This is a genomic window from Paenibacillus sp. J22P90, assembly GCF_059692195.1.
Map to the genome: position 1 here is coordinate 123195 of NZ_JCAUAY010000007.1, position 19438 is coordinate 142632.

Annotated in this window: 22 protein-coding genes; all 22 read right to left on the bottom strand. The window is 45.3% G+C overall.

The genetic code is table 11. The features are described from left to right. Complete coding sequence (gene qcrB / locus AC58UX_RS22405; RefSeq protein ID WP_029193037.1) at positions 1 to 672, bottom strand: menaquinol-cytochrome c reductase cytochrome b subunit; 672 nt, start codon at positions 670 to 672, stop codon at positions 1 to 3. Between the two features lie 17 nt (positions 673 to 689). Next, positions 690 to 1235 (bottom strand): QcrA and Rieske domain-containing protein, encoded by a 546-nt coding sequence (locus AC58UX_RS22410; protein ID WP_497256813.1) that lies wholly within the window; start codon positions 1233 to 1235, stop codon positions 690 to 692. A gap of 281 nt (positions 1236 to 1516) precedes the next feature. Continuing rightward, positions 1517 to 1948: a DUF2487 family protein gene (locus AC58UX_RS22415; protein WP_497256815.1), complete on the bottom strand. Its 432-nt coding sequence runs from the start codon at positions 1946 to 1948 to the stop codon at positions 1517 to 1519. Between the two features lie 175 nt (positions 1949 to 2123). Continuing rightward, positions 2124 to 2312, bottom strand: a complete 189-nt coding sequence (locus AC58UX_RS22420) for an IDEAL domain-containing protein (RefSeq protein WP_056616951.1) — start codon at positions 2310 to 2312, stop codon at positions 2124 to 2126. Between the two features lie 178 nt (positions 2313 to 2490). Continuing rightward, the gene (locus AC58UX_RS22425; protein ID WP_497257258.1) at positions 2491 to 3606 is read right to left on the bottom strand and encodes a hypothetical protein; all 1116 of its coding nucleotides are present in this window, start codon (positions 3604 to 3606) and stop codon (positions 2491 to 2493) included. Between the two features lie 130 nt (positions 3607 to 3736). Further along, positions 3737 to 4327, bottom strand: a complete 591-nt coding sequence (locus AC58UX_RS22430; protein ID WP_497256818.1) for a histidine phosphatase family protein — start codon at positions 4325 to 4327, stop codon at positions 3737 to 3739. 159 nt (positions 4328 to 4486) lie between these two features. Further along, positions 4487 to 5116, bottom strand: a complete 630-nt coding sequence (locus tag AC58UX_RS22435) for an anti-sigma factor family protein (RefSeq protein ID WP_497256820.1) — start codon at positions 5114 to 5116, stop codon at positions 4487 to 4489. A gap of 6 nt (positions 5117 to 5122) precedes the next feature. Further along, positions 5123 to 5704, bottom strand: a complete 582-nt coding sequence (locus AC58UX_RS22440) for an RNA polymerase sigma factor (protein ID WP_497256822.1) — start codon at positions 5702 to 5704, stop codon at positions 5123 to 5125. 504 nt (positions 5705 to 6208) lie between these two features. Further along, positions 6209 to 7297, bottom strand: coding sequence for a prephenate dehydrogenase (locus AC58UX_RS22445; protein WP_497256824.1), 1089 nt, complete (start codon positions 7295 to 7297; stop codon positions 6209 to 6211). Positions 7298 to 7324: 27 nt separating this feature from the next. Beyond that, the gene (gene hisC, locus AC58UX_RS22450; RefSeq protein ID WP_497256826.1) at positions 7325 to 8425 is read right to left on the bottom strand and encodes a histidinol-phosphate transaminase; all 1101 of its coding nucleotides are present in this window, start codon (positions 8423 to 8425) and stop codon (positions 7325 to 7327) included. Positions 8426 to 8441: 16 nt separating this feature from the next. Next, a complete protein-coding gene (gene trpA, locus AC58UX_RS22455; protein ID WP_497256828.1) occupies positions 8442 to 9257 on the bottom strand; it encodes a tryptophan synthase subunit alpha in 816 nt (271 codons plus the stop codon). Between the two features lie 3 nt (positions 9258 to 9260). Continuing rightward, positions 9261 to 10454, bottom strand: coding sequence for a tryptophan synthase subunit beta (trpB, locus tag AC58UX_RS22460; RefSeq protein ID WP_497256830.1), 1194 nt, complete (start codon positions 10452 to 10454; stop codon positions 9261 to 9263). After that, positions 10451 to 11149, bottom strand: a complete 699-nt coding sequence (locus tag AC58UX_RS22465; RefSeq protein ID WP_497256832.1) for a phosphoribosylanthranilate isomerase — start codon at positions 11147 to 11149, stop codon at positions 10451 to 10453. The genes trpB and AC58UX_RS22465 overlap by 4 nt, the downstream gene beginning before the upstream one ends. Before the next feature lie 26 nt (positions 11150 to 11175). Continuing rightward, on the bottom strand, positions 11176 to 11970 hold the full coding sequence (gene trpC, locus AC58UX_RS22470; RefSeq protein WP_497256834.1) for an indole-3-glycerol phosphate synthase TrpC: 795 nt from the start codon (positions 11968 to 11970) through the stop codon (positions 11176 to 11178). Then, positions 11960 to 13000 (bottom strand): anthranilate phosphoribosyltransferase, encoded by a 1041-nt coding sequence (gene trpD, locus AC58UX_RS22475; RefSeq protein WP_497256836.1) that lies wholly within the window; start codon positions 12998 to 13000, stop codon positions 11960 to 11962. Before trpD ends, trpC begins: the two co-directional genes overlap by 11 nt. Before the next feature lie 21 nt (positions 13001 to 13021). After that, positions 13022 to 14569: an anthranilate synthase component I gene (trpE, locus tag AC58UX_RS22480; RefSeq protein WP_497257260.1), complete on the bottom strand. Its 1548-nt coding sequence runs from the start codon at positions 14567 to 14569 to the stop codon at positions 13022 to 13024. Positions 14570 to 14859: 290 nt separating this feature from the next. Then, a complete protein-coding gene (aroH, locus tag AC58UX_RS22485; RefSeq protein WP_497256838.1) occupies positions 14860 to 15246 on the bottom strand; it encodes a chorismate mutase in 387 nt (128 codons plus the stop codon). Between the two features lie 3 nt (positions 15247 to 15249). Further along, complete coding sequence (gene aroB / locus AC58UX_RS22490) at positions 15250 to 16344, bottom strand: 3-dehydroquinate synthase (protein ID WP_497256840.1); 1095 nt, start codon at positions 16342 to 16344, stop codon at positions 15250 to 15252. A gap of 1 nt (position 16345) precedes the next feature. Beyond that, positions 16346 to 17509: a chorismate synthase gene (gene aroC / locus AC58UX_RS22495; protein ID WP_497256842.1), complete on the bottom strand. Its 1164-nt coding sequence runs from the start codon at positions 17507 to 17509 to the stop codon at positions 16346 to 16348. Between the two features lie 268 nt (positions 17510 to 17777). Next, complete coding sequence (locus AC58UX_RS22500; protein WP_497256844.1) at positions 17778 to 17942, bottom strand: hypothetical protein; 165 nt, start codon at positions 17940 to 17942, stop codon at positions 17778 to 17780. Positions 17943 to 18033: 91 nt separating this feature from the next. After that, the gene (locus AC58UX_RS22505) at positions 18034 to 18816 is read right to left on the bottom strand and encodes a CheR family methyltransferase (protein ID WP_497256846.1); all 783 of its coding nucleotides are present in this window, start codon (positions 18814 to 18816) and stop codon (positions 18034 to 18036) included. Positions 18817 to 18941: 125 nt separating this feature from the next. Next, on the bottom strand, positions 18942 to 19385 hold the full coding sequence (ndk, locus tag AC58UX_RS22510) for a nucleoside-diphosphate kinase (protein ID WP_497256848.1): 444 nt from the start codon (positions 19383 to 19385) through the stop codon (positions 18942 to 18944). Positions 19386 to 19438 lie beyond the last annotated feature (53 nt).

The window sequence follows — 19438 nt, forward strand, 5'->3', positions numbered from 1 at the left end:
TTATAGCGGTCCGGAAATACCTTGTTTGCGAATCATGAAGAAGTGTCCGGCAAGCAAAGCTAGAAGAACGCCAGGCAGGAAGAACACATGAATAGCAAAGAATCGTGTTAGTGTTTGTGCACCAACAATGCTTCCGCCTTGCAGCAATGTTTCGATGTACGGACCTGCAAATGGTACCGCTGCTGCAATTTTCATACCTACTTGTGTTGCAAAGTAAGCTTTGTTATCCCATGGAAGCAGGTATCCCGTAAAACCAAGACCTAACATAACGAAGAAAATGAGCATGCCTACAACCCAGTTCATTTCACGTGGAGCTTTGTAAGATCCTGTGAAGAACACGCGCAGGGTATGTAAGAACATCATTACGATAACCAAACTAGCTCCCCAGTGGTGCATACCTCTGACGATAACACCGAAAGCTACTTTATGTTGTAGGTAATCAACACTTGCATAAGCGTTGATAATATCAGGTGTGTAATACATCGTTAGGAACATACCTGACAAAATTTGAATTACTGTGATGAAAAACGTCAATCCGCCAAAACAGTAAACGAACGCAGAAAAATGATGAGCAGGGTTAACGTGTTCAGGAACCTCGTGATCTGCTACATCTCTCCACATAGGCGTAATATCAAGACGTTCGTCAATCCAGTTGTATACGTTTTTAAACATCTGATCGTGACGCCCCCTTATACTCTAGTGTTAGCATGAAGTTGTCCAACATACACGAAACCATTCTCTACTTTTGTTGTGTATTCGTCTAGCGGTTTAGGTGCTACAGCAAGGTTCTTACCATCTTGCGTATAGTGCGCACCGTGACATGGACAGAAATACTGATCTTTGTAAGCAGGGTTATCGTTCCAGTTAACTGTACAACCAAGATGCTTACAAGTCGGATTTAACGCAAATATAGCACCTTTGCTGTCTTTGGAAATCCATGCTACCAGCTCAGCATCACTTTCGTACCAACCATCTACCTGATGGACTTGGAACGTAAACGCTTGTGGAACATTCGTAATTTTACTTTCTTCGACAACTTTAACCCAGTCCGATGCTGCTTTAGACTGAAGAACCGGATCAACGGCAAAGCGAATCATCGGAACCAAAATTCCTGCTGCCATGAATCCACCAGCGCCACCAAGGGTATAAGAAAGAAATTGTCGACGAGACATTTCGCGTTTGGTCCCGGGTTTCTTCCCATGCTGTTTTTCATTGTGATTGTTATGATCACTCATTCTCAGGTCTACCCTCCTACATTTGCCAAAGTCCGAACCCTCTCGAACTGCGGCTACCTCTATCACGTGTCGTTCGACATTACACTACATAACTAGGACATTTCTAATAATAGCCTACGACTACTAGGTCGTCAAGAATTCATAACTCCTTTTATTGGATTGAAATCTTCGCTTTCGGACAAATTTTAACGAAATTGTCACAACTTTTTGGAAGCCACATTCATCCATTACTAACCTTATCTTGCACATTTTTTTTCCATTAATACGCGACATCGCCAAAGTTAATCTACAGGGTACCACAGTTTCTGTACTTGTTTGGAAATACCTGTTTTTATCGCATCCGATTGTTGCGCCCATTGCTCTGTATCGACAACAATCAACAAGTCAGTCGTATCTGATTTCCAAGTGAGAGCTTCCCCATGTAACGTAAGCACAATTATGTATCGAAACCCTGATTGTTTCAGTCGAAGAGCGATCCCCTCCAATTGCTCGCCAGTCTCACCACCTGCTATGTAATGAAGTGCTGGATAGGTGACGACTCTTCCTTTATAAGGAATCTCAATAACTTCCATGACATCTCGGAGCTGCTCCAAGGCTGTAGTTACTTGCATCGGATTTTCATCACCAGTTAACCCTGTAACCGGCAGAAGACACGTATCCAAGTAGGGTTTCAACTCTGTCCATTCTTGCGAAGCAATATCATTAAACTTCAAGGTGTAGCGCCTCCCTATCATTTACCAAAACACTAACGGCTATGTAGCATACATTTAACTTGTACTTTAATCCGTCCGCTCTTAGCTGTCAATGAATCAAGACAGAGAAAAAGACATGGGATCGGCATCCTCATGTCTTCATCTTTACCTTGACTTGCTCATGCGCAGCTAATGATTACCCTAGTGATTGTAAAATCCTTAACTCAGAAGTTAGCGCTAAAAAGGATGTTTGATCTCCCTTTGCCAATGCGCTATCAATTTCTTTATAAAGATTTTCTTCTCTATATTTGCGTAATGCATTATCCCAAATCATTTCCGCGAAAAGTGCCAGCAGCGCATCGTTAGATACATTCATTTTTCCCATGAGACCTACCTCCAAATGTTGTCCGCGGTTTGTCAGGAGCTTCTTTTTCGCAAAAATATGTGTCTGCATTTTGGTGTACGCCAACCCGGTGTTTTGCTCCTAGTACATCATATTCACTAGCTATTTCAACGCTTCCTTCAAAAGCCCGTATCTACGGGAATGTGTTAATACCCAGTTTTCAGAAAAGTACAACTTTATCTTCCTCAGCAATTTTGATCCCTTGAATGACTTTGGCCCCAAGCTTTGTGACTTGAATGACCGCACCATACGTGTGATCTTCCCCAATTCGGATCAAGCCCATGTGCATCATCATTTGTATAATTCGCTGCTCGACGATGGATTCTGAGCTATCATAATAGAAAGGTTTCACTAATTGACTAAACAATTCTACAAGAGAGGCCATCGTCACCCATTGATCACAAAGTCGCCCCATCCAGACCGATAAACTTTGAATATTGGGTATCGGATTTTTGTACAGCCTAAGCCAGAATGTGTAGACGTCGGTAAGCGACTCTTTCTTCCCTTCCAGCAATCGCGCTTTGCCTGCCTCCGTTAGTCGAAGTACGAGATCATGTTCGCTTATAAACTGGTGGTAGTAGCAATAGTCGTAAATTAAGGAGAACCGATTAGGATATTCCTTAAACATACGTCCGTAGCCGAATCTCCACGTCCCTTTAGGCACCATAGCTTCTTGTACGGATAAAATACTAAGGAGCTGCCCGAGCTGTCTTTTGTACATAAAGCCTTCCGCTGTTAGTGGCATGTCCTGTTGTGCAACGGCGGTTAAGAAATGAAAGATGTCGTCGGCTAGAAGTAATTGTTCATCTCGGTAGACGCTAGGCTCCTCAGTTTTCACCAGAGCTTGTCTGAATTGATTCGCCAACACATCACCAAATCTTCGTTTTAAATCCGATGGTACGTGAAACAGGTACTTCGTTTGCTGCGAGTAACCGTTGAAAAGCCAGCCTAGTTTCTTGAATTTGAGGATCATATCCCGAGGATTCCAAGCTTCTGTCGACTCTTCCTTTTGAAAACGCGACTGCTGAACTCTAGCGATGAGCTCCTCCATACTAAACGCGTTGCGAGGATCGGAGAGCAAGGAATTGAGAAATCGAATATTCTCCATACTAAGACTTTGAATGTGCTTTTCGAAAATGTCTTTGCGCATGGCCGTGCTCAGGATTGATTGAATCAATTCATTCTTCGAATGACCATTACACTCACACTCGTAGGTATGTGCAATTCGGCCTAATTCATGGATATCGGCATAGCTGAGCATATCCGCTAGGTTCATTTCCATCCCTACAACTCCCATCTGGCGGAGCTTTCTACTCCGATGTTTCTAGTAACCATTATGGGAGTTTTTCCCGAAAATATTCCGTCGCAAACAAAAAAACATGACTCTTTTTGAGTCATGCTTTCATTTAAACCATCGTATCCGATGGGGTTTGTAGATGTGTTAGACAATTATACAATTGAAGCTCCCATTGCTCTCCGTGACGCAATAATAGAGTCAATGACGTATTTTGCAAAAATTCCTCTTGATTTAACTTCAATACACGCAGCACTTGAACAATAAAGCCGCCATGTGAGATAAGAAGTACTTTCTTGTTCGGGTAGTCGTTTAATAGCTCTGTCTCCAACGCCATCCATCTAGCCCAAAGCTCGCTATCCTTCTCCTGTCCCAAATCCTGAAGCTTCCAATCGCCCCCCCAGCGCTCTTCACGTTCAGCGACGGTAGTCCCTTCTACTAAACCATATTTGCGCTCTCTCAGGCGCTTATCTGTACGTAGAAGCGGAATACCGGACATGTCAGCGATGATCTGTGCCGTTTCATTTGCACGTTTAAGATCACTGCTGATGATCCCATCCCATTGTTCCTGTGCCAAACGCAGTCCAAGCAACCTCGCTTGCTCTCTGCCTTCGTCCGTTAGATCCGTATCCAATTGCCCCTGAAGCTTGCCAAGTTGATTCCATTCCGTGCTTCCATGACGTATAAATCCAATTGTTGTCATTCTTTGACCTCCAGCGCTAAAAATGAGAAAACCTCTATCGAAGCCATTCAATGATGAGCGACCGCGTTTAGAGGTAGGTTTTATCGCCAAATATAAAGACGTTTTCGAGTTCCGAAAACTTATACTTTCTATTGTGGTGAAAATGCTCCAAACGAAGCATTAGTTTTTCGTTCGTGATAACCAATTCATAATGATAATCGTTGATACTAACCCAAGTAAGGATACGACTAGTAAATAATGCGGATAGGAATGAATCGGCCCCACATGAAACCGCAAAGGCTCCATGAAGCTTGGGTTCAAGCTCGCTACAGCATCTCCAAGCTTGTGACCATTCAATGATCCTGTGTCACTAGATTTAAGCGCTTGAGGTGCTTCCAGGTCGTACAGTGAATTGTCCGCGGAAGCCAATGTTGACTGCGGCGAACCATCATATACGATGGCAAATAAGAAGCTAAACACAAAAAGTGCAAGACAAAAGGCAATAACAGCCGTCAAGTTACGTCTTAGTTTATACGAAATGGAATACATGCGTTCTGAAACTGGAATCCGCCATGATTCATCTTCATAAATACGACTCATCACTTTTGTTGAAACTACAGGCTCGAAATCCGTAAGCTCCTCGTCTGTTGCAGCAGTTCGAATCAGAATCATGCTTTCTTCCCATATTTGAAATTCCTCTCCACAGGAGTCGCACGTTTCTAAATGCTTATCCACTGCGGCACGACGCAGGTCATCATTCGGTAAATCCCAATAGACTCCAAATAATTCCTGGATCTCACTACACTTCATCGCTTGTCATCCCTTCGATTCTTCGAATATCGGTTCACTGAAATAAGGATCCAGATGCAATTTGACAGATGCTCTAGCTCTAAACAAGAGTGATTTCACAGAGCTGACCGTTTGACCTAAAATGTTGGCAATTTCCTGATAATCCATCTGATCATATTCACGTAAAATCAATGCCGATCGCTGCTTTTCAGGCAAGCTGTTGATTGCTTCGCGAACCATGGACACCTTTTCGTTTCTCAACATGGCCTGTTCAGGCATCGCGTCAAAGGAAGCATGCGGCGTAAGACCGCTCTGCTCCAATGACACCTGGACGCTTTTATTTTTGCGCAGCTCACTCAATACGGTATTTCGGGCAATCGTATATAACCACGTAGAAAAAGATGCCTCAATCTCACGGAAAGAATGCAAACTGCGATACGCTTTATAAAAAGTTTCGTTACACAAATCTTCTGCGATAGCTTCCATTTGTGTGCTCTTAAGCATGTGATAAATAAATGCAAGGATTTTACGCTCGTAACGACGCATAAGCTCGTCATAAAGCTGAACATTTCCATCCTTGATTTCTCTGATCAATTGGGAATCGGTCATTACGTGGCGACCCTCCTCGCGATTCCGGGTACCACTCCAACTGTTCATACATGTTTTACTATGGTTGGAGTGAAAAGTTGCGTTGTATTTGTAAAAAAAAATGTGAATGCCAAAACAGCAAATAAGTAGCCTATTATTATTTCTTGATAAAGTACGAAATTCCTGCTAGTTTCGACAATTTGTTGGATAATGTTCATATTTATAGCGTTACAGTTACTATCGACATTCTACCGCTTTCATTTCATATGTATTTTTAAACAAAAAAAGAAGGCAAAAAAAAAAACCGCCAAATTGGCGGCTGCACTTATGGTGCGATTATCGGATAGGAGTGGAGAGAAACCATACTGTACTTTTATTATATGTATACGGTTTCATTCTGTCAACACTTTTTTGAAAACGTTTACTAGGTCTTAAATAGGACTTTTTCCATAAAAGAAAAAAGGACTTCCTCGGCATTGGCAGCGACCAATGTGCAGGAAGCCTTACTATAGGGAATGTCGGAATTTATACATGAACCTTATATTCTGTGCTCAGCAGCGCTGAAGCCCGATCCGCTTCCTCTTGGCTGCGAAATGACAAGCGAAGAATGCCAGGAACATCTTCACGACTTTCGATAATTTGAATATTGCTTAAATTGATCCGCGCATTTCCAAGCATCGAGGTGATGGACCCGATGATCCCAGGATGGTCAGGAACGTCGACATAAATATCAAATAAAGAGATAAGAACGCCTTTTCGACGCTCCGGCAATTTGCTCCGGAATTCACCTGCGATTCGGAATTGCTCTGCAATCCCTTCGCCATCGCTTTGTTCGATCAGCTGTACGAATCGGGAAATCTCATCATTCCAATCTTTCAGCAATTTGAGTAACACATTCCGATTGTTAACGAGGATATCCCGCCAAATCGTCGGTTCACTTGAAGCAATCCGTGTAATATCTCGGAAGCCGCCAGCGGCCAAATTTTGATACAACGGATTGCTCTCGTTATACCCTCTTACTTGATTAACAAGCGCAACTGCGATGATATGCGGTAAATGTGAAATCGCACCGACAATATCATCATGTTCACGAGCGTCGACTTGTACGATTTGAGCTTTAGTATGACTCAGCAGGCTTGATAGACGGTCCACTTCAGCCTGTGGAGTACCTTCAGCTGGCGTTAACACGTAGAAAGCATTCTCATACAAGTGAGATGAAGCGGCTTCAACCCCATGGCGCTCAGAGCCTGCCATCGGATGGCCACCGATAAAAAAGTAACCTTCCTTCAGGTGCGCTGCTGCGCTCTCAGTGATGGAAGCCTTCGTGCTGCCCACATCCGTAATGATACAGCCAGGCTTCAAGGGCAGCTTCATCAGCTTTTGAACATACTCTTCTAAATTACCCACGGGTACACATAGAAAAATATAGTCCGCCCCATCCACAGCTTCTGCCATATCTGTCGTTGCAAAGTCGACGACATTCCGTTTCAAGAGCTTCTCAACGGAGTTCGGGTTAGGCGAATGACCGACAACGGTAAAGTCTGGCTTTCCTTTATAACATAAGGCTAGCGATCCACCGATCAGCCCTACGCCGAATATTGCTATTTTCGTCATGACAGGTATCAACCTTTATCCTCTGAATTAGGCTTGAACAGGAACCTCTGCAAGAACTTCCTTTAGAGCCGAGATGAATTTTGCATTCTGCTCGCTTGAACCAATGGTGACACGCAGAGAAGTTGGGAAGCCCAGCATATGTCCACCGCGAACAATTAATCCTCGGCGCAATAGGCCGTTGAATACATCTGCTGCTGGACGAGCTACGTCCACCATAATAAAGTTTCCATGAGCAGGAAACGATTTCAGTCCAAGTTGTTTGAATTGTTCTTCTAAGTATTTTAAACCAGCTGTATTTGCTTCACGGCAGCTCGCAATAAAGTCTTGATCTTGGATAGCAGCTAACGCAGCGGCTTGCGCGAAACGAGTCGTGTTAAACGGCTCACGCACTTGGTTAATCGAGCGGATGACATCTGGATGCCCGATGCCGTAACCGATACGAAGCGAAGCCAACCCATAGATTTTAGAGAAGGTGCGCAATGAAATCACATTTTTGTACTGTGCAATAAGCTCAATACTATCCGGGAACTCACCCGTTGTATTGTACTCGCAATAAGCTTCATCTAAAACAACGATGACACTTGCAGGAACTTTCGCTAAGAAAGCCTTAACTTCAGCGTCTGTGTTCATTGTTCCCGTTGGGTTGTTAGGATTGCAGATCCAAACAATTTTAGTACGATCCGTAATAGCCGCAGCCATCGCATCCAAATCATGCGTGCCATCTTTCAATGGAACCTCGATGGAGATTGCACCTTCGATTTCACAATTGTGCTTGTATTGCGGGAATGTGTGGGAAGCCATGACGGATTCATCACCAGGCACAAGGAACGCACGCGCCAACATCAGAATGACTTCATCCGAGCCTGCGCCAAAAATAAGTTGATTCGTCTCAACGCCCAATGAAGCTGCTACAGCTGCTGTAAGCTGAACAGCACCTCCATCCGGATATAGACTAATATTGGCTATTTCCGCTTCAATGGCTGCTTTTACGTTAGGAGAAGACCCGAAAGGATTTTCATTGGAAGCAAGCTTAATGACTTCGGTTAGCCCAAGCTCACGCTTCACTTCCTCGATCGGCTTCCCCGGTTGGTAGACTGGTAAATGTATAATCGTTTGTTTCGGTTGCATGAAGTCACCTCATCAATTATTTGTTCGAACGTTTTAACTGACCTACAAAGTTACCAATTTGCTTTAGTCCTTCAGGATGTGCGGCATCCGCTGTCAAATGCGGCAATGCATTCTCAATCGTACGAACGATCGCACTTCCGACAACGACACCATCGCATAGCTTCTCAAAGCGTTCAACCTGCTCGCGCGACGAAATCCCGAAGCCCACAACAATGGGCACAGATGCCGCTTCACGAACAGTGGATAGGAAATCCTCAATGCCGCCAAAAAATTCAGCGCGCTCCCCTGTAACACCAAGCGAAGAAACACAATAAATGAAGCCGCGAGCACCCGCTGCGATTCGTTGTACACGTTCATTCGAGGTTGGTGCCACGAGTGGAATCAAATGCACACCATAGTTCTCAGCTATCGCTCTAGTCTCACTATCTTCTTCTAACGGAAGATCAGGAATAATAATACCACTGATTTCATTCTCCGACATGATCTTGAAAATACGCTCAAGTCCAATCTGGAGTACCGGATTATAGTAAGTAAAAAGGATGAATGGCAGCTGTGAGCCACGATTTCTTGCTTGTTTGGCTACATCGATCACATCAAAGATGGAGATCTTGCGTTGTAAAGCGCGTTCCGAGGAACGCTGAATAACCGGACCATCCGCAAGTGGATCGGAGTAAGGTACACCAAGCTCGATCAAATCCGCGCCTGCACGTTCCATTTCTAAAATAAGCTCTAAAGAAGCCTCAATCGATGGGTCACCGATCGTTAAGAAGGGAATCATGGCAGTTTCACCACGCGCTTTGAGCTCTGCAAAACGACTGTCTATACGGTTCATCGCCTATTCCCCCTTGCCAAGATAACTAATAATGGATTCCACATCTTTATCTCCGCGCCCTGACAAGCTTACGATAATAATTTGATCCTTAGTCATCGTAGGTGCCAATTTCAACGTGTGCGCAATCGCATGAGCGCTCTCCAGAGCAGGAATAATGCCTTCCGTGCGGCTCAGCAATTGAAGCGCGTCCAATGCTTCTTGATCCGTGATTGGATAATAAGTAGCACGTTCTGCATCTTTAAGATAAGCATGCTCAGGCCCGATACCTGGGTAGTCAAGACCTGCTGAGATGGAATGCGCAGGCAATACTTGACCGTATTCATCCTGCAGCAAATAGCTTAACGAACCTTGGAAAACGCCCGGCGTACCTTTGGTCATCGTCGCTGCATGTTCCTCGGTGTCAACGCCGCGTCCCGCTGCTTCTACACCGATTAATTTCACGGATTCATCTTGAACGAATGGATAGAAAATCCCCATCGCATTACTGCCTCCGCCAACACAAGCAACAACCGCATCCGGGAGTCTGCCTTCAATTTCCAAGATTTGCTCACGGGATTCGTCCCCAATTACACGTTGGAAGTCACGAACCATCATCGGATACGGATGTGGACCGGTTACCGAACCAAGAATATAGTACGTATCTTGCACGTTACTAACCCAGTAACGCAAAGTTTCGTTACAGGCATCTTTTAAGGTACGTGTTCCTGACGTGACTGGAATGACTTCCGAGCCCAACAAATTCATACGAAATACGTTCAATTGCTGGCGCTTCGTGTCTTCTTCACCCATGAACACTTTACATTCAAAGCCCATTAAGGCAGCAACTGTAGCAGAGGCAACACCATGTTGACCTGCACCTGTTTCGGCGATAATTTTCTTTTTGCCCATCCGTTTAGCAAGAACCGCTTGTCCGATGGTGTTATTAATTTTGTGTGCGCCTGTATGGTTTAAATCTTCACGTTTCAAATAAATCTTAGCTCCGCCGAGAAGCTCGGATAAACGCTCAGCGAAGTATAACGGCGTAGGTCTACCGGAATACTGCTTTTGCAAATAACGAACCTCAGCAATAAATTCAGGATCATCCTTATATCGCTCATAAGCCTCTTCAAGCTCATGAAGTGCATTCATTAATGTCTCGGGCACATAACGGCCTCCGAACTTGCCAAATCTACCATGCTGATCAGGTACTTGTGTCACTTCCGGGTCACCCTTTCCACAAACGCGGTTATTTTCGCAATATCTTTCACGCCATCTGTCTCCACGCTGCTCGATACATCAACGCCATCTGGAGCATACACACTCACTAATTGATCCACATTATCATGTCGCAGTCCGCCAGCGACTAGCAGTTGAATACCAGCAGAACGTGCCCATGCTTGATACACAGGGATGCAATCCCATGCAAACGTAGTGCCCGAACCTCCACCATATATGGGATCGAACGTATCCAACAATATCGCATCAACAGTGCCGATATACGGATTCAGCTGAGCTTCCACATCGGCTAACGTTGGGACCTGATTGTCCGTTTTGTTAATCGATACCGTTTTAAATACCTGCACACCAAATTGCTCACGAACCCAGCTGCAAAACGCTGGCGTTTCTTGGCTATGAAGTTGCACGACATCCAAAGGAGCTGCAGCTAAGATCTCACTTAGTTGCTCCTTCGTTGGATTAACAAAAACACCGACAGTAAGCGGGACCGTCTGTCCATTCGCTGCTTCCGATTTCAAGTAAGCAATCAACTCCGCAGCCTTCTCCGGCGTGACCTGTCGTTTGCTTGGTGCAAAAACAATGCCGATATGAGCTATCGGCAAATGTACGATTGATTTTAACACTTCAACGCTTTGAAGTCCACAAATTTTTACCGTTGGAATCGTTCCTACAGCCATCAAATTCGCCTCTTTCTACACTGTAACTACGCCTTTTTGACCAGCTCGCCCATCAACTGATGAACCGCTTGCTCTACGACGGGTTGACGCATGAAATGCTCCCCAATCAGGACAGCTTGTGCACCTACCTTCTCCACATAAGCCATATCCGCTACGGAAGAAATGCCGCTTTCGCTAACGACTGTTTTACCTTTTGGCATCAAGTTTATCAATTCTTCTGTTGTGCCAAGATCGGTTACGAACGTCTTCAAGTTCCGGTTATTTACACCAATCATTTGAGTATCCAGTTCAAGCGCACGTTCCAGCTCTTCACGATCATGCACTTCGACGAGCGCATCCAAGCCAAGGTCCTTCGCGAGAGCCAAATATTGCTTCATTTGATCCGTTGTCAAAATGGCAGCAATCAGGAGAATCGCGTCTGCTCCTAATAATCTAGCTTCATAAATTTGCTTCGGGTCAATCGTGAAATCTTTGCGCAGCAACGGCACATTGACAGCTTTGCGCACAGCTTGCAAATAGTCATTGCTTCCTTGGAAATACGAAACATCGGTCAACACCGAAATGCAGTCTGCACCTGCTCGCTCATAGGCTTGAGCCAAACCAACAGGTTCGAAATCCTCGCGAATGAGACCTTTGGAAGGCGATGCTTTCTTCACTTCCGCAATGAGTCCCATGGAGCGATTCTTCCGTGTCGTCAACGCCTGCTCAAAGCCTAAGCAAGGCGGAAGCTGAGAAATCAATTTCTCAGCCTCCGCGATCGAAAAGCTGCTCATAGCTTCCACTTCTAACCGTTTTGTGGCAACAATTTTATCAAGAAACATGGCATAATTCTCCTGTGTATTGGATTAATTCAGACAACTTCTGTTCTGCTCGCCCTGAATCAATAACATCAGCAGCTAATTTAACACCTTGTTGCAGCGTGCCAACATGCCCCGTTACATAGAAGCAAGCAGCGGCATTCGCAAGTACGATGTCTCGATAAGGTCCTTTTTCACCAGCAAAAATATGACGAATAATTTCAGCGTTTAAGGCAGCATCTCCACCGGCCACATCTTTGATGCTGTGTGCTCGCAAGCCCAAATCGTCGGGAGAAACCATATACGTTTGAATGCTATCATTTTTCAACTCCGTTACTTTCGTTGGAGCCGAAATGCTGAATTCATCCAAACCATCTTCACTCGCTACAACAAGTGCACGCTTTAAGCCTAGCGCTTGAAGCGACTGAGCGATAAGCTCTGTTTTATTTCGATCATAGACACCTAACACTTGACGATCAGCGCCCGCAGGATTCGTTAATGGGCCTAGTAGGTTGAAAACCGTTCTGAAGCCAAGCTCACGTCGTGGTGCAGCGACATGCTTCATGGATTGGTGATACGCTTGTGCAAACATAAAGCAAATGCCCGTACGCTCCAAGCATTTAACTGCTTGCTCGCCGTTTAATGTAATTTTTACACCTAGCGCTTCCAACACATCAGCACTACCGCTCTTGCTCGACATCGCTCTATTCCCATGCTTAGCTACTCGAATATCGCCACCAGCAGCAACGATTGCCGCTGTCGTCGAGATGTTGAAAGTCTCCGCGCCATCTCCACCAGTTCCGCAGGTATCTAAAAGATCACTTTGCAAGACATTCATCTGAACGGCTTTATGACGCATCGTTTCCGCGAAACCCGTAATTTCTTCCAATGTCTCACCTTTAATGCACATAGCCGTCAACAAACTGCCGATCTGAGCAGGTGAAGCCGCACCGTCCATAATCTCAGACATAACGCCTCTTGCTTCATCCCTGGTTAAGTGACTGCCGCTGATCACTCTTTTTAGTGCTTGCTGAATTGTAATCGTTCCACTCATGTTCTCCATGCCCCTTTCGTCTTAAGAGTTAACAAAATAATCTTTGTTAATATCACTAACAGGTCTAGGCTCAGGACTGAACATGGCTTCTGCCATACGAATTGATTTCAGCAAAGCCGTCGCTTTGTTCACGGTTTCTTGATATTCACTCTCAGGTACAGAATCCCAAACGATTCCTGCTCCCGCTTGCACGTACGCCTTACCATTTTTGAAAACAATCGTACGAATTGTAATACATGTGTCCAAATTCCCAGAGAATCCAAGATAACCGATGGCTCCCGCGTAGGAACCACGTGATTCTGGCTCCAGTTCAGCAATAATTTCCATCGCTCTCAGCTTCGGTGCTCCAGACACCGTGCCAGCAGGCATACAGGAAAGGAAAGCATCAAAGAAATCTTTATCCTTGGCAATTTTACCAGACACGTTCGAAACAATATGCATGACGTGCGAATAGCGCTCAATGTCCATGAAGGTGTCGCATTTGACGGTACCAAATTCCGAAACTCGCCCGATATCGTTGCGTCCAAGATCAACTAGCATCAGATGCTCGGCACGCTCTTTCTCATCGGCAAGTAATTCAAGCTCAAGTGCGTGGTCTTCCTCCGGCGTTTTACCTCTGCGTCTTGTACCGGCAATCGGCCGTGTTTCCACTTTTTCTTCTTCAACACGAACCAACAACTCTGGTGACGTGCCCACGATAACCTCATCATCCATTTTCAGTACATACATATACGGAGAAGGATTCATCGTACGAAGCACACGATACACCTGTAACGGTGACACCGTTGTCTCCATTTCAAAACGCTGCGAAAGCACCACTTGGAAAATGTCGCCGGCGCGAATGTATTCCTTCGCTTTATTGACGTTGGCGATGTATTTTTCTTTCGTAATATTCGAGCGAATTTCACCTAGATCAGGTTCAGACACGATTGGATTATGCGTCATCGTATCGGAGCTTAGCGGCTTTTTGATTTTTTCAATCGTAGCATCGATCTTCTCACAAGTGGCTTGGTATGCCTTAGCAATGTCCGCATCCGTAGCAAATTGGGGAACATGTATGTTCGCAATCACTTTAATCTGCTGTTTGAAATGATCAAACACGATAACTTGATCACAGAACATGAATTGAATGTCATTCATTTGTAAATCATCAATCTGATGAGCTGGCAGCTTCTCATAGTACTGCAATAAATCATATCCGAAGAATCCGACGGCACCGCCTGTAAAGCGCGGAAGGTCCGGAAGCTGAGGGCTGGAGTAGGAACGCAGATAGGCTTTCAACACTTCGATTGGCTTCTCATCCGTGATTTTGTTTTCGGAGCCAGTCTCAACCACTGTTTTTCCATGCTTCGCCTTGATCATCAAGAAAGGATCGCTGCCGATGAAGGAATAACGGGCCCATTTCACTCCACCCTCTACGCTTTCTAGAAGAAATGCACGGGGTTCTTGATATAAATGCTGGAATACTCGGATTGGCGTCTCGGTATCCGCTAATAAATGACGTACAACTGGGATTAGATTATAATCTTGGGACAAACGAATGACTTCTTGCAATTCAGGTGTATACATGGAAACATCCCCTCTCAGCTTGTAAGCTGCTCGCTGGTCAGCGGCGCTCAAAACTCTATTCGAATACAAAAAAACCTCTACCTAGGGGTAGAGGTTGACTTTAGTTTCAGTAGACGATCAGGATGAATGTGAAAAAAGAATAATGGCAAGGTATGCGTAAATAGACGATCCCCTAAGGGAACGATCTCAAAATTACACATCAGCTATTTACTTTTTCTCATCTCAACTGGGCTCTGCTCTACTCGACTAAACTCTGCTCTACTAACCTAAACTCATCTATTTTCACTATACTACCGGGTAGCTTCATTTGTCAATTTAACAATATCAGGACGAAGTGCTTTCGCTTCTTTCAAATACACATGATTAATTTCTGCTTGGGTCTTGGTCGTGTTGACCTGCACCATCAAACGAATACATTTCGGCAGTGCATTCTCAACGGGCACTTCCAAGGAACACATCAATGGAACGAGCTCCCAGCCAACTAAAGTACGGATCGCTCTAGCCGGGAACGTTGCTGTAATATCCTCAGTAACCGTGATGAAAACTGACCCAATATCTTCTGGACGGAAATCATTCGCATCTACAATCGCTTGCAGAAGCTCACAGGTAGCCGCTAAGATTTCATCCGCATTATTTTGTTCAACCGTCGTTGCGCCACGAATTCCCCTTAAGTACATCGCTTATTTCTCCCCTTTTAGAAGGTCAACAATCTCTCTGACTTGCTGTGCTGTTACATCTTTACGAATCTCGACTTTGCCAATTTCGGTTGGGATGATATACACCATCGTACCTTCCTTGAACTTCTTATCGTGCATCATGGCACTCATAATGCGATCGGTGTCCAAGTGTGCTGGAATGCTCACTGGCAAGCCGTATTTCACGAACAAACCTTTGGTCACAGTATGAATGTCTTCACTATAGCCAAACTGTTGTGCAAGCTTCGCAGCGCCGACCATGCCGATGGCGATAGCCTCACCGTGCAGCAGCTCGCCGTAGCCAGCTACAGCTTCTAGTGCATGTCCAATCGTGTGACCTAGATTAAGGATCGCACGAAGATCATTCTCACGCTCATCCTGCGATACGACGATCGCTTTCACCTGACAACCTATGTAAAGCGCATAACTTAACGCTTCTGGATCTAAAGCTAACAGCTTGTCTGCGTTCTCTTCACACCACTGCGTGAAAGCCGCATCCCAGATCAATCCATGCTTGATCACTTCAGACAGGCCTGCCTTCACTTCACGCTCCGGTAACGTCAACAGCAGGTCGATGTCGAAGAGGACCAGCTCCGGCTGGTGAAACGCCCCGATGATGTTCTTCGCCATCGGGTGATTAACCGCCACCTTGCCGCCGACAGAGCTGTCGTGGGCAAGGATCGTAGTTGGGATCTGCACGAAGCGGATCCCGCGCATGAAGCTCGCCGCAGCGAAGCCGGCGAGATCGCCGACCACGCCTCCTCCGAGGGCAACGATCGCAGAATTGCGATCAAGGCCCGCCTGGAGGGCGGCGGTGACGATTCCCTCGAGCTGCGCGAGGGATTTGGACGTTTCGCCTGCGGGCACGACGCAGGCTGTCGCGGCGAAGCCGCCGTCCCGGAGCAGCGTCAGGACGCGCTCCAAGTGCAGTGCCGCCACTGAATCGTCAGTGACGATGAGCAGCGGCGACTTGCGGCTGAGCTTCGCGCGATCGAACAGTGCCGAGATATTGGTAAGAATGCCTTGGCCAATATGAATGGGATAAGACCTTTCTCCAAGCTCTACGGTAAGTTCTCTCATCTTAGTAGTTCTCCACTTGCTTTAGAAAGTTCGTCAAGTTCGTACGAATTTCTTCAATGGAGTCCCCGCCGAATTTATCCAAGAACGCATTTGCCACTTCCCAAGCGATCACATTTTCCATGATTACGCCTGCTGCTGGCACTGCACAAGTGTCGGAACGCTCAACCTGCGCAGTGAATACTTCTTTCGTATCAATATCAACGCTTTGCAGCGGTTTGTACAAGGTCGAGATCGGTTTCATGACACCGCGAACGATGATTTGCTCGCCTGTCGTCATACCGCCTTCGAATCCGCCTGCACGATTCGTTCTGCGTCTGAAGCCTTCTTCTTGCGTATATAGGATTTCGTCATGAACATTAGAGCCTCTGCGCTCTGCCGCTTCAAAACCGATTCCGAATTCAACGCCTTTGAACGCTTGAATGGAAAGCACGGCTTGTGCAATTTTCCCGTCCAATTTGCGGTCCCACTGCACATGGCTTCCAAGACCTACAGGTACGCCTTCGATGATAACTTCAACGATACCACCAAGTGTATCGCCATCTTCTTTGGCAGCGTCGATTGCAGCAATCATTTTCGCTTCTGCTTCTTTATCAACAACACGTACTGGCGATTCTTCGGTAATCCGAATAAGCTCATCCAGAGGAAGCTCTTGACGCTGTGCTTCCACATCGCCTATACGGATAACTTGTCCAGCCACTTTAATCCCGAACTCAGCAAGCAATTGACGTGCAACAGCCCCAGTAGCTACACGCATCGTTGTTTCACGAGCACTGGATCTTTCCAAAATATTACGCAAATCTTTTTGATTATATTTCAAACCGCCGTTCAAATCCGCATGTCCAGGACGAGGACGGTTTACGCGGCGCTTGCCTTCATTATCCTCTTCCACCGGCTCAATGCCCATAACCGAAGTCCAGTGCTTCCAGTCGTTATTCACGACAACTAAGGCTATAGGAGCTCCTGTCGTTTTACCGTGACGCACACCGCCAGCAATCGTTGCTGTATCTTTCTCAATTTGCATCCGACGACCCCGACCGTAGCCTTTTTGACGTCTATGTAATTGATGATTTAAGTCTTCAAAGTTAAGGTTTACATTACTTGGGAACCCTTCAATAATCGCAGTGAGCTGCGGGCCATGGGTTTCACCTGCTGTTAAGTATCTCACAATCCTTTACCCCCTAATAATTTTACGAAGAAAATCGAACTCCGTATATAAACATAATGTAGTATGGAAAAACCGAGCATATTGGCTTAGCGCCTTTTCGATTACATTCGACAGCACCAAGCACTTTAGCGCTTTGACGCGCGATTATCTGTTGTCATTATAGTATAGCTCCTCAGGTTTGGCAACAACACAAATGCAAAAACACGCTTCGCAGGTCAGGGACAAACCCTACCGCGTAAGCGTGTCATCATCAAGACAGGAGCTAGAATTACCCGTGCATAGGCTGCTTCTGGACGACCCTCAAAGGCTCACAAAGCTGAGGATCATTCATTAGACCCGTAATTTGTGAGGAATCGACTCCTAAAATTTGAGCACATTCTTGAATGGAAATCATTCCCCTGCGATAAGCGGTAATCACCTTGCGTTTGTCCATGATAGCCCCCTAAGCGTGTATGCATTGTTCAAAGCGATCTTCTGCCTCACTTTGCTCTGCTACATCTTAGTATTGGAAGATATGGTAGTTCTTATACTCCCTTTTTCCGATAAAAGAACGTTTCTGCCGCCTCAAGGTCATATTGCCCAGGGGAGAAAATTTGTTCGGTTGAGCCAACGAAAAGGAGTCCGCCCGGCTTCAAGGCTTTGGCGAATTTCTGATACAGGATATGCTTCGCTTCTTCCGTAAAATAGATAATAACATTGCGGCAAACAATGAGGTCGTAACCGCTATCAAAGGTATCTACAAGCAAATTTTGCTTTTGATATTTAATCGATTTTTTGAGTTCATCCGCAATATGATACATCACACCGTCTTGTTTAAAATATTTCTTCACATAGCTAGGCGGCACATCACGCACAGAACGATCTAAATACAACCCTTTGCGCGCTTTCTCCAACGCACCATCATCAATATCAGTCGCGTGTAGCATCGTCTCATTCAAGGCACCTTGCTCAGCTAAAATCATGGCTAGTGTATAAGGCTCTTCACCTGTAGAGCATGCTGCGCTCCAAATTTTCAGCCTGCGATTGCGTTTCAGCATCTCAGGTATAAATTTTTGCTCCACGAGCTCCCAGCGGTTCGGATTTCGCCAAAACTCGGATACATTGATCGTCATCCGATCTAAAAACTCATAAAATAATTCTTTATCTTTCATCATTGCATCGAAAAAAGCAACGAATGTATTGTAACCGCGCTTCATTCGCAATGTAGTTAATCGTCTCTTCATTTGCGCTTCTTTGTATTGCGCAAGATCAATGGACGTATGTTCCTTTATTTTTTTAATAAATAATAAAAAATCTTGATCTTCCATGCTGTCCACCCACCTCGATCGTTTTCTACCTTGATACATTCTGTGTAGATTTACCATAATCCTGCAAAATACAACAAAAAAAGAACCTGTATCTCTTCAGATAGCAGATTCTTTGCTTCAATGGTTTATATCCATGGCTGTATGTTCTTGTCATACGTGAAAATTTCATCCGGCTGAAAGAAATTATTAATTTCACGTTCAGCACTTTCAGGTGAATCCGACCCGTGGATCAGATTGAGACGCGTATGTACGGCATAGTCACCACGAATCGTGCCTGGTGCGGCTTCGAGCGCATTCGTTTTGCCAATCATCGTTCTGGATAGTGCAATCACTTGATCGCCGTGCCACACCATCGCAAACACAGGCCCAGATGTAATGAAATTCACTAGTAATTCGAAAAAGTCTTTTCCTTTATGCTCTGCATAATGAGTCTCGGCTTGTTCCCGCGTCATGACCGTCAGCTTGCTGCCAATCATTTGGAAACCTTTCTGTTCAAACCGTTTAACGATCTCGCCGACAAGTCCCCGTTGCACACCATCTGGTTTTACCATGAGAAACGTTTTTTCCATTGATAGACTACCTCCTAAAGTTTTCGTCAGTAAGTGTCCACTTCACATTCGAG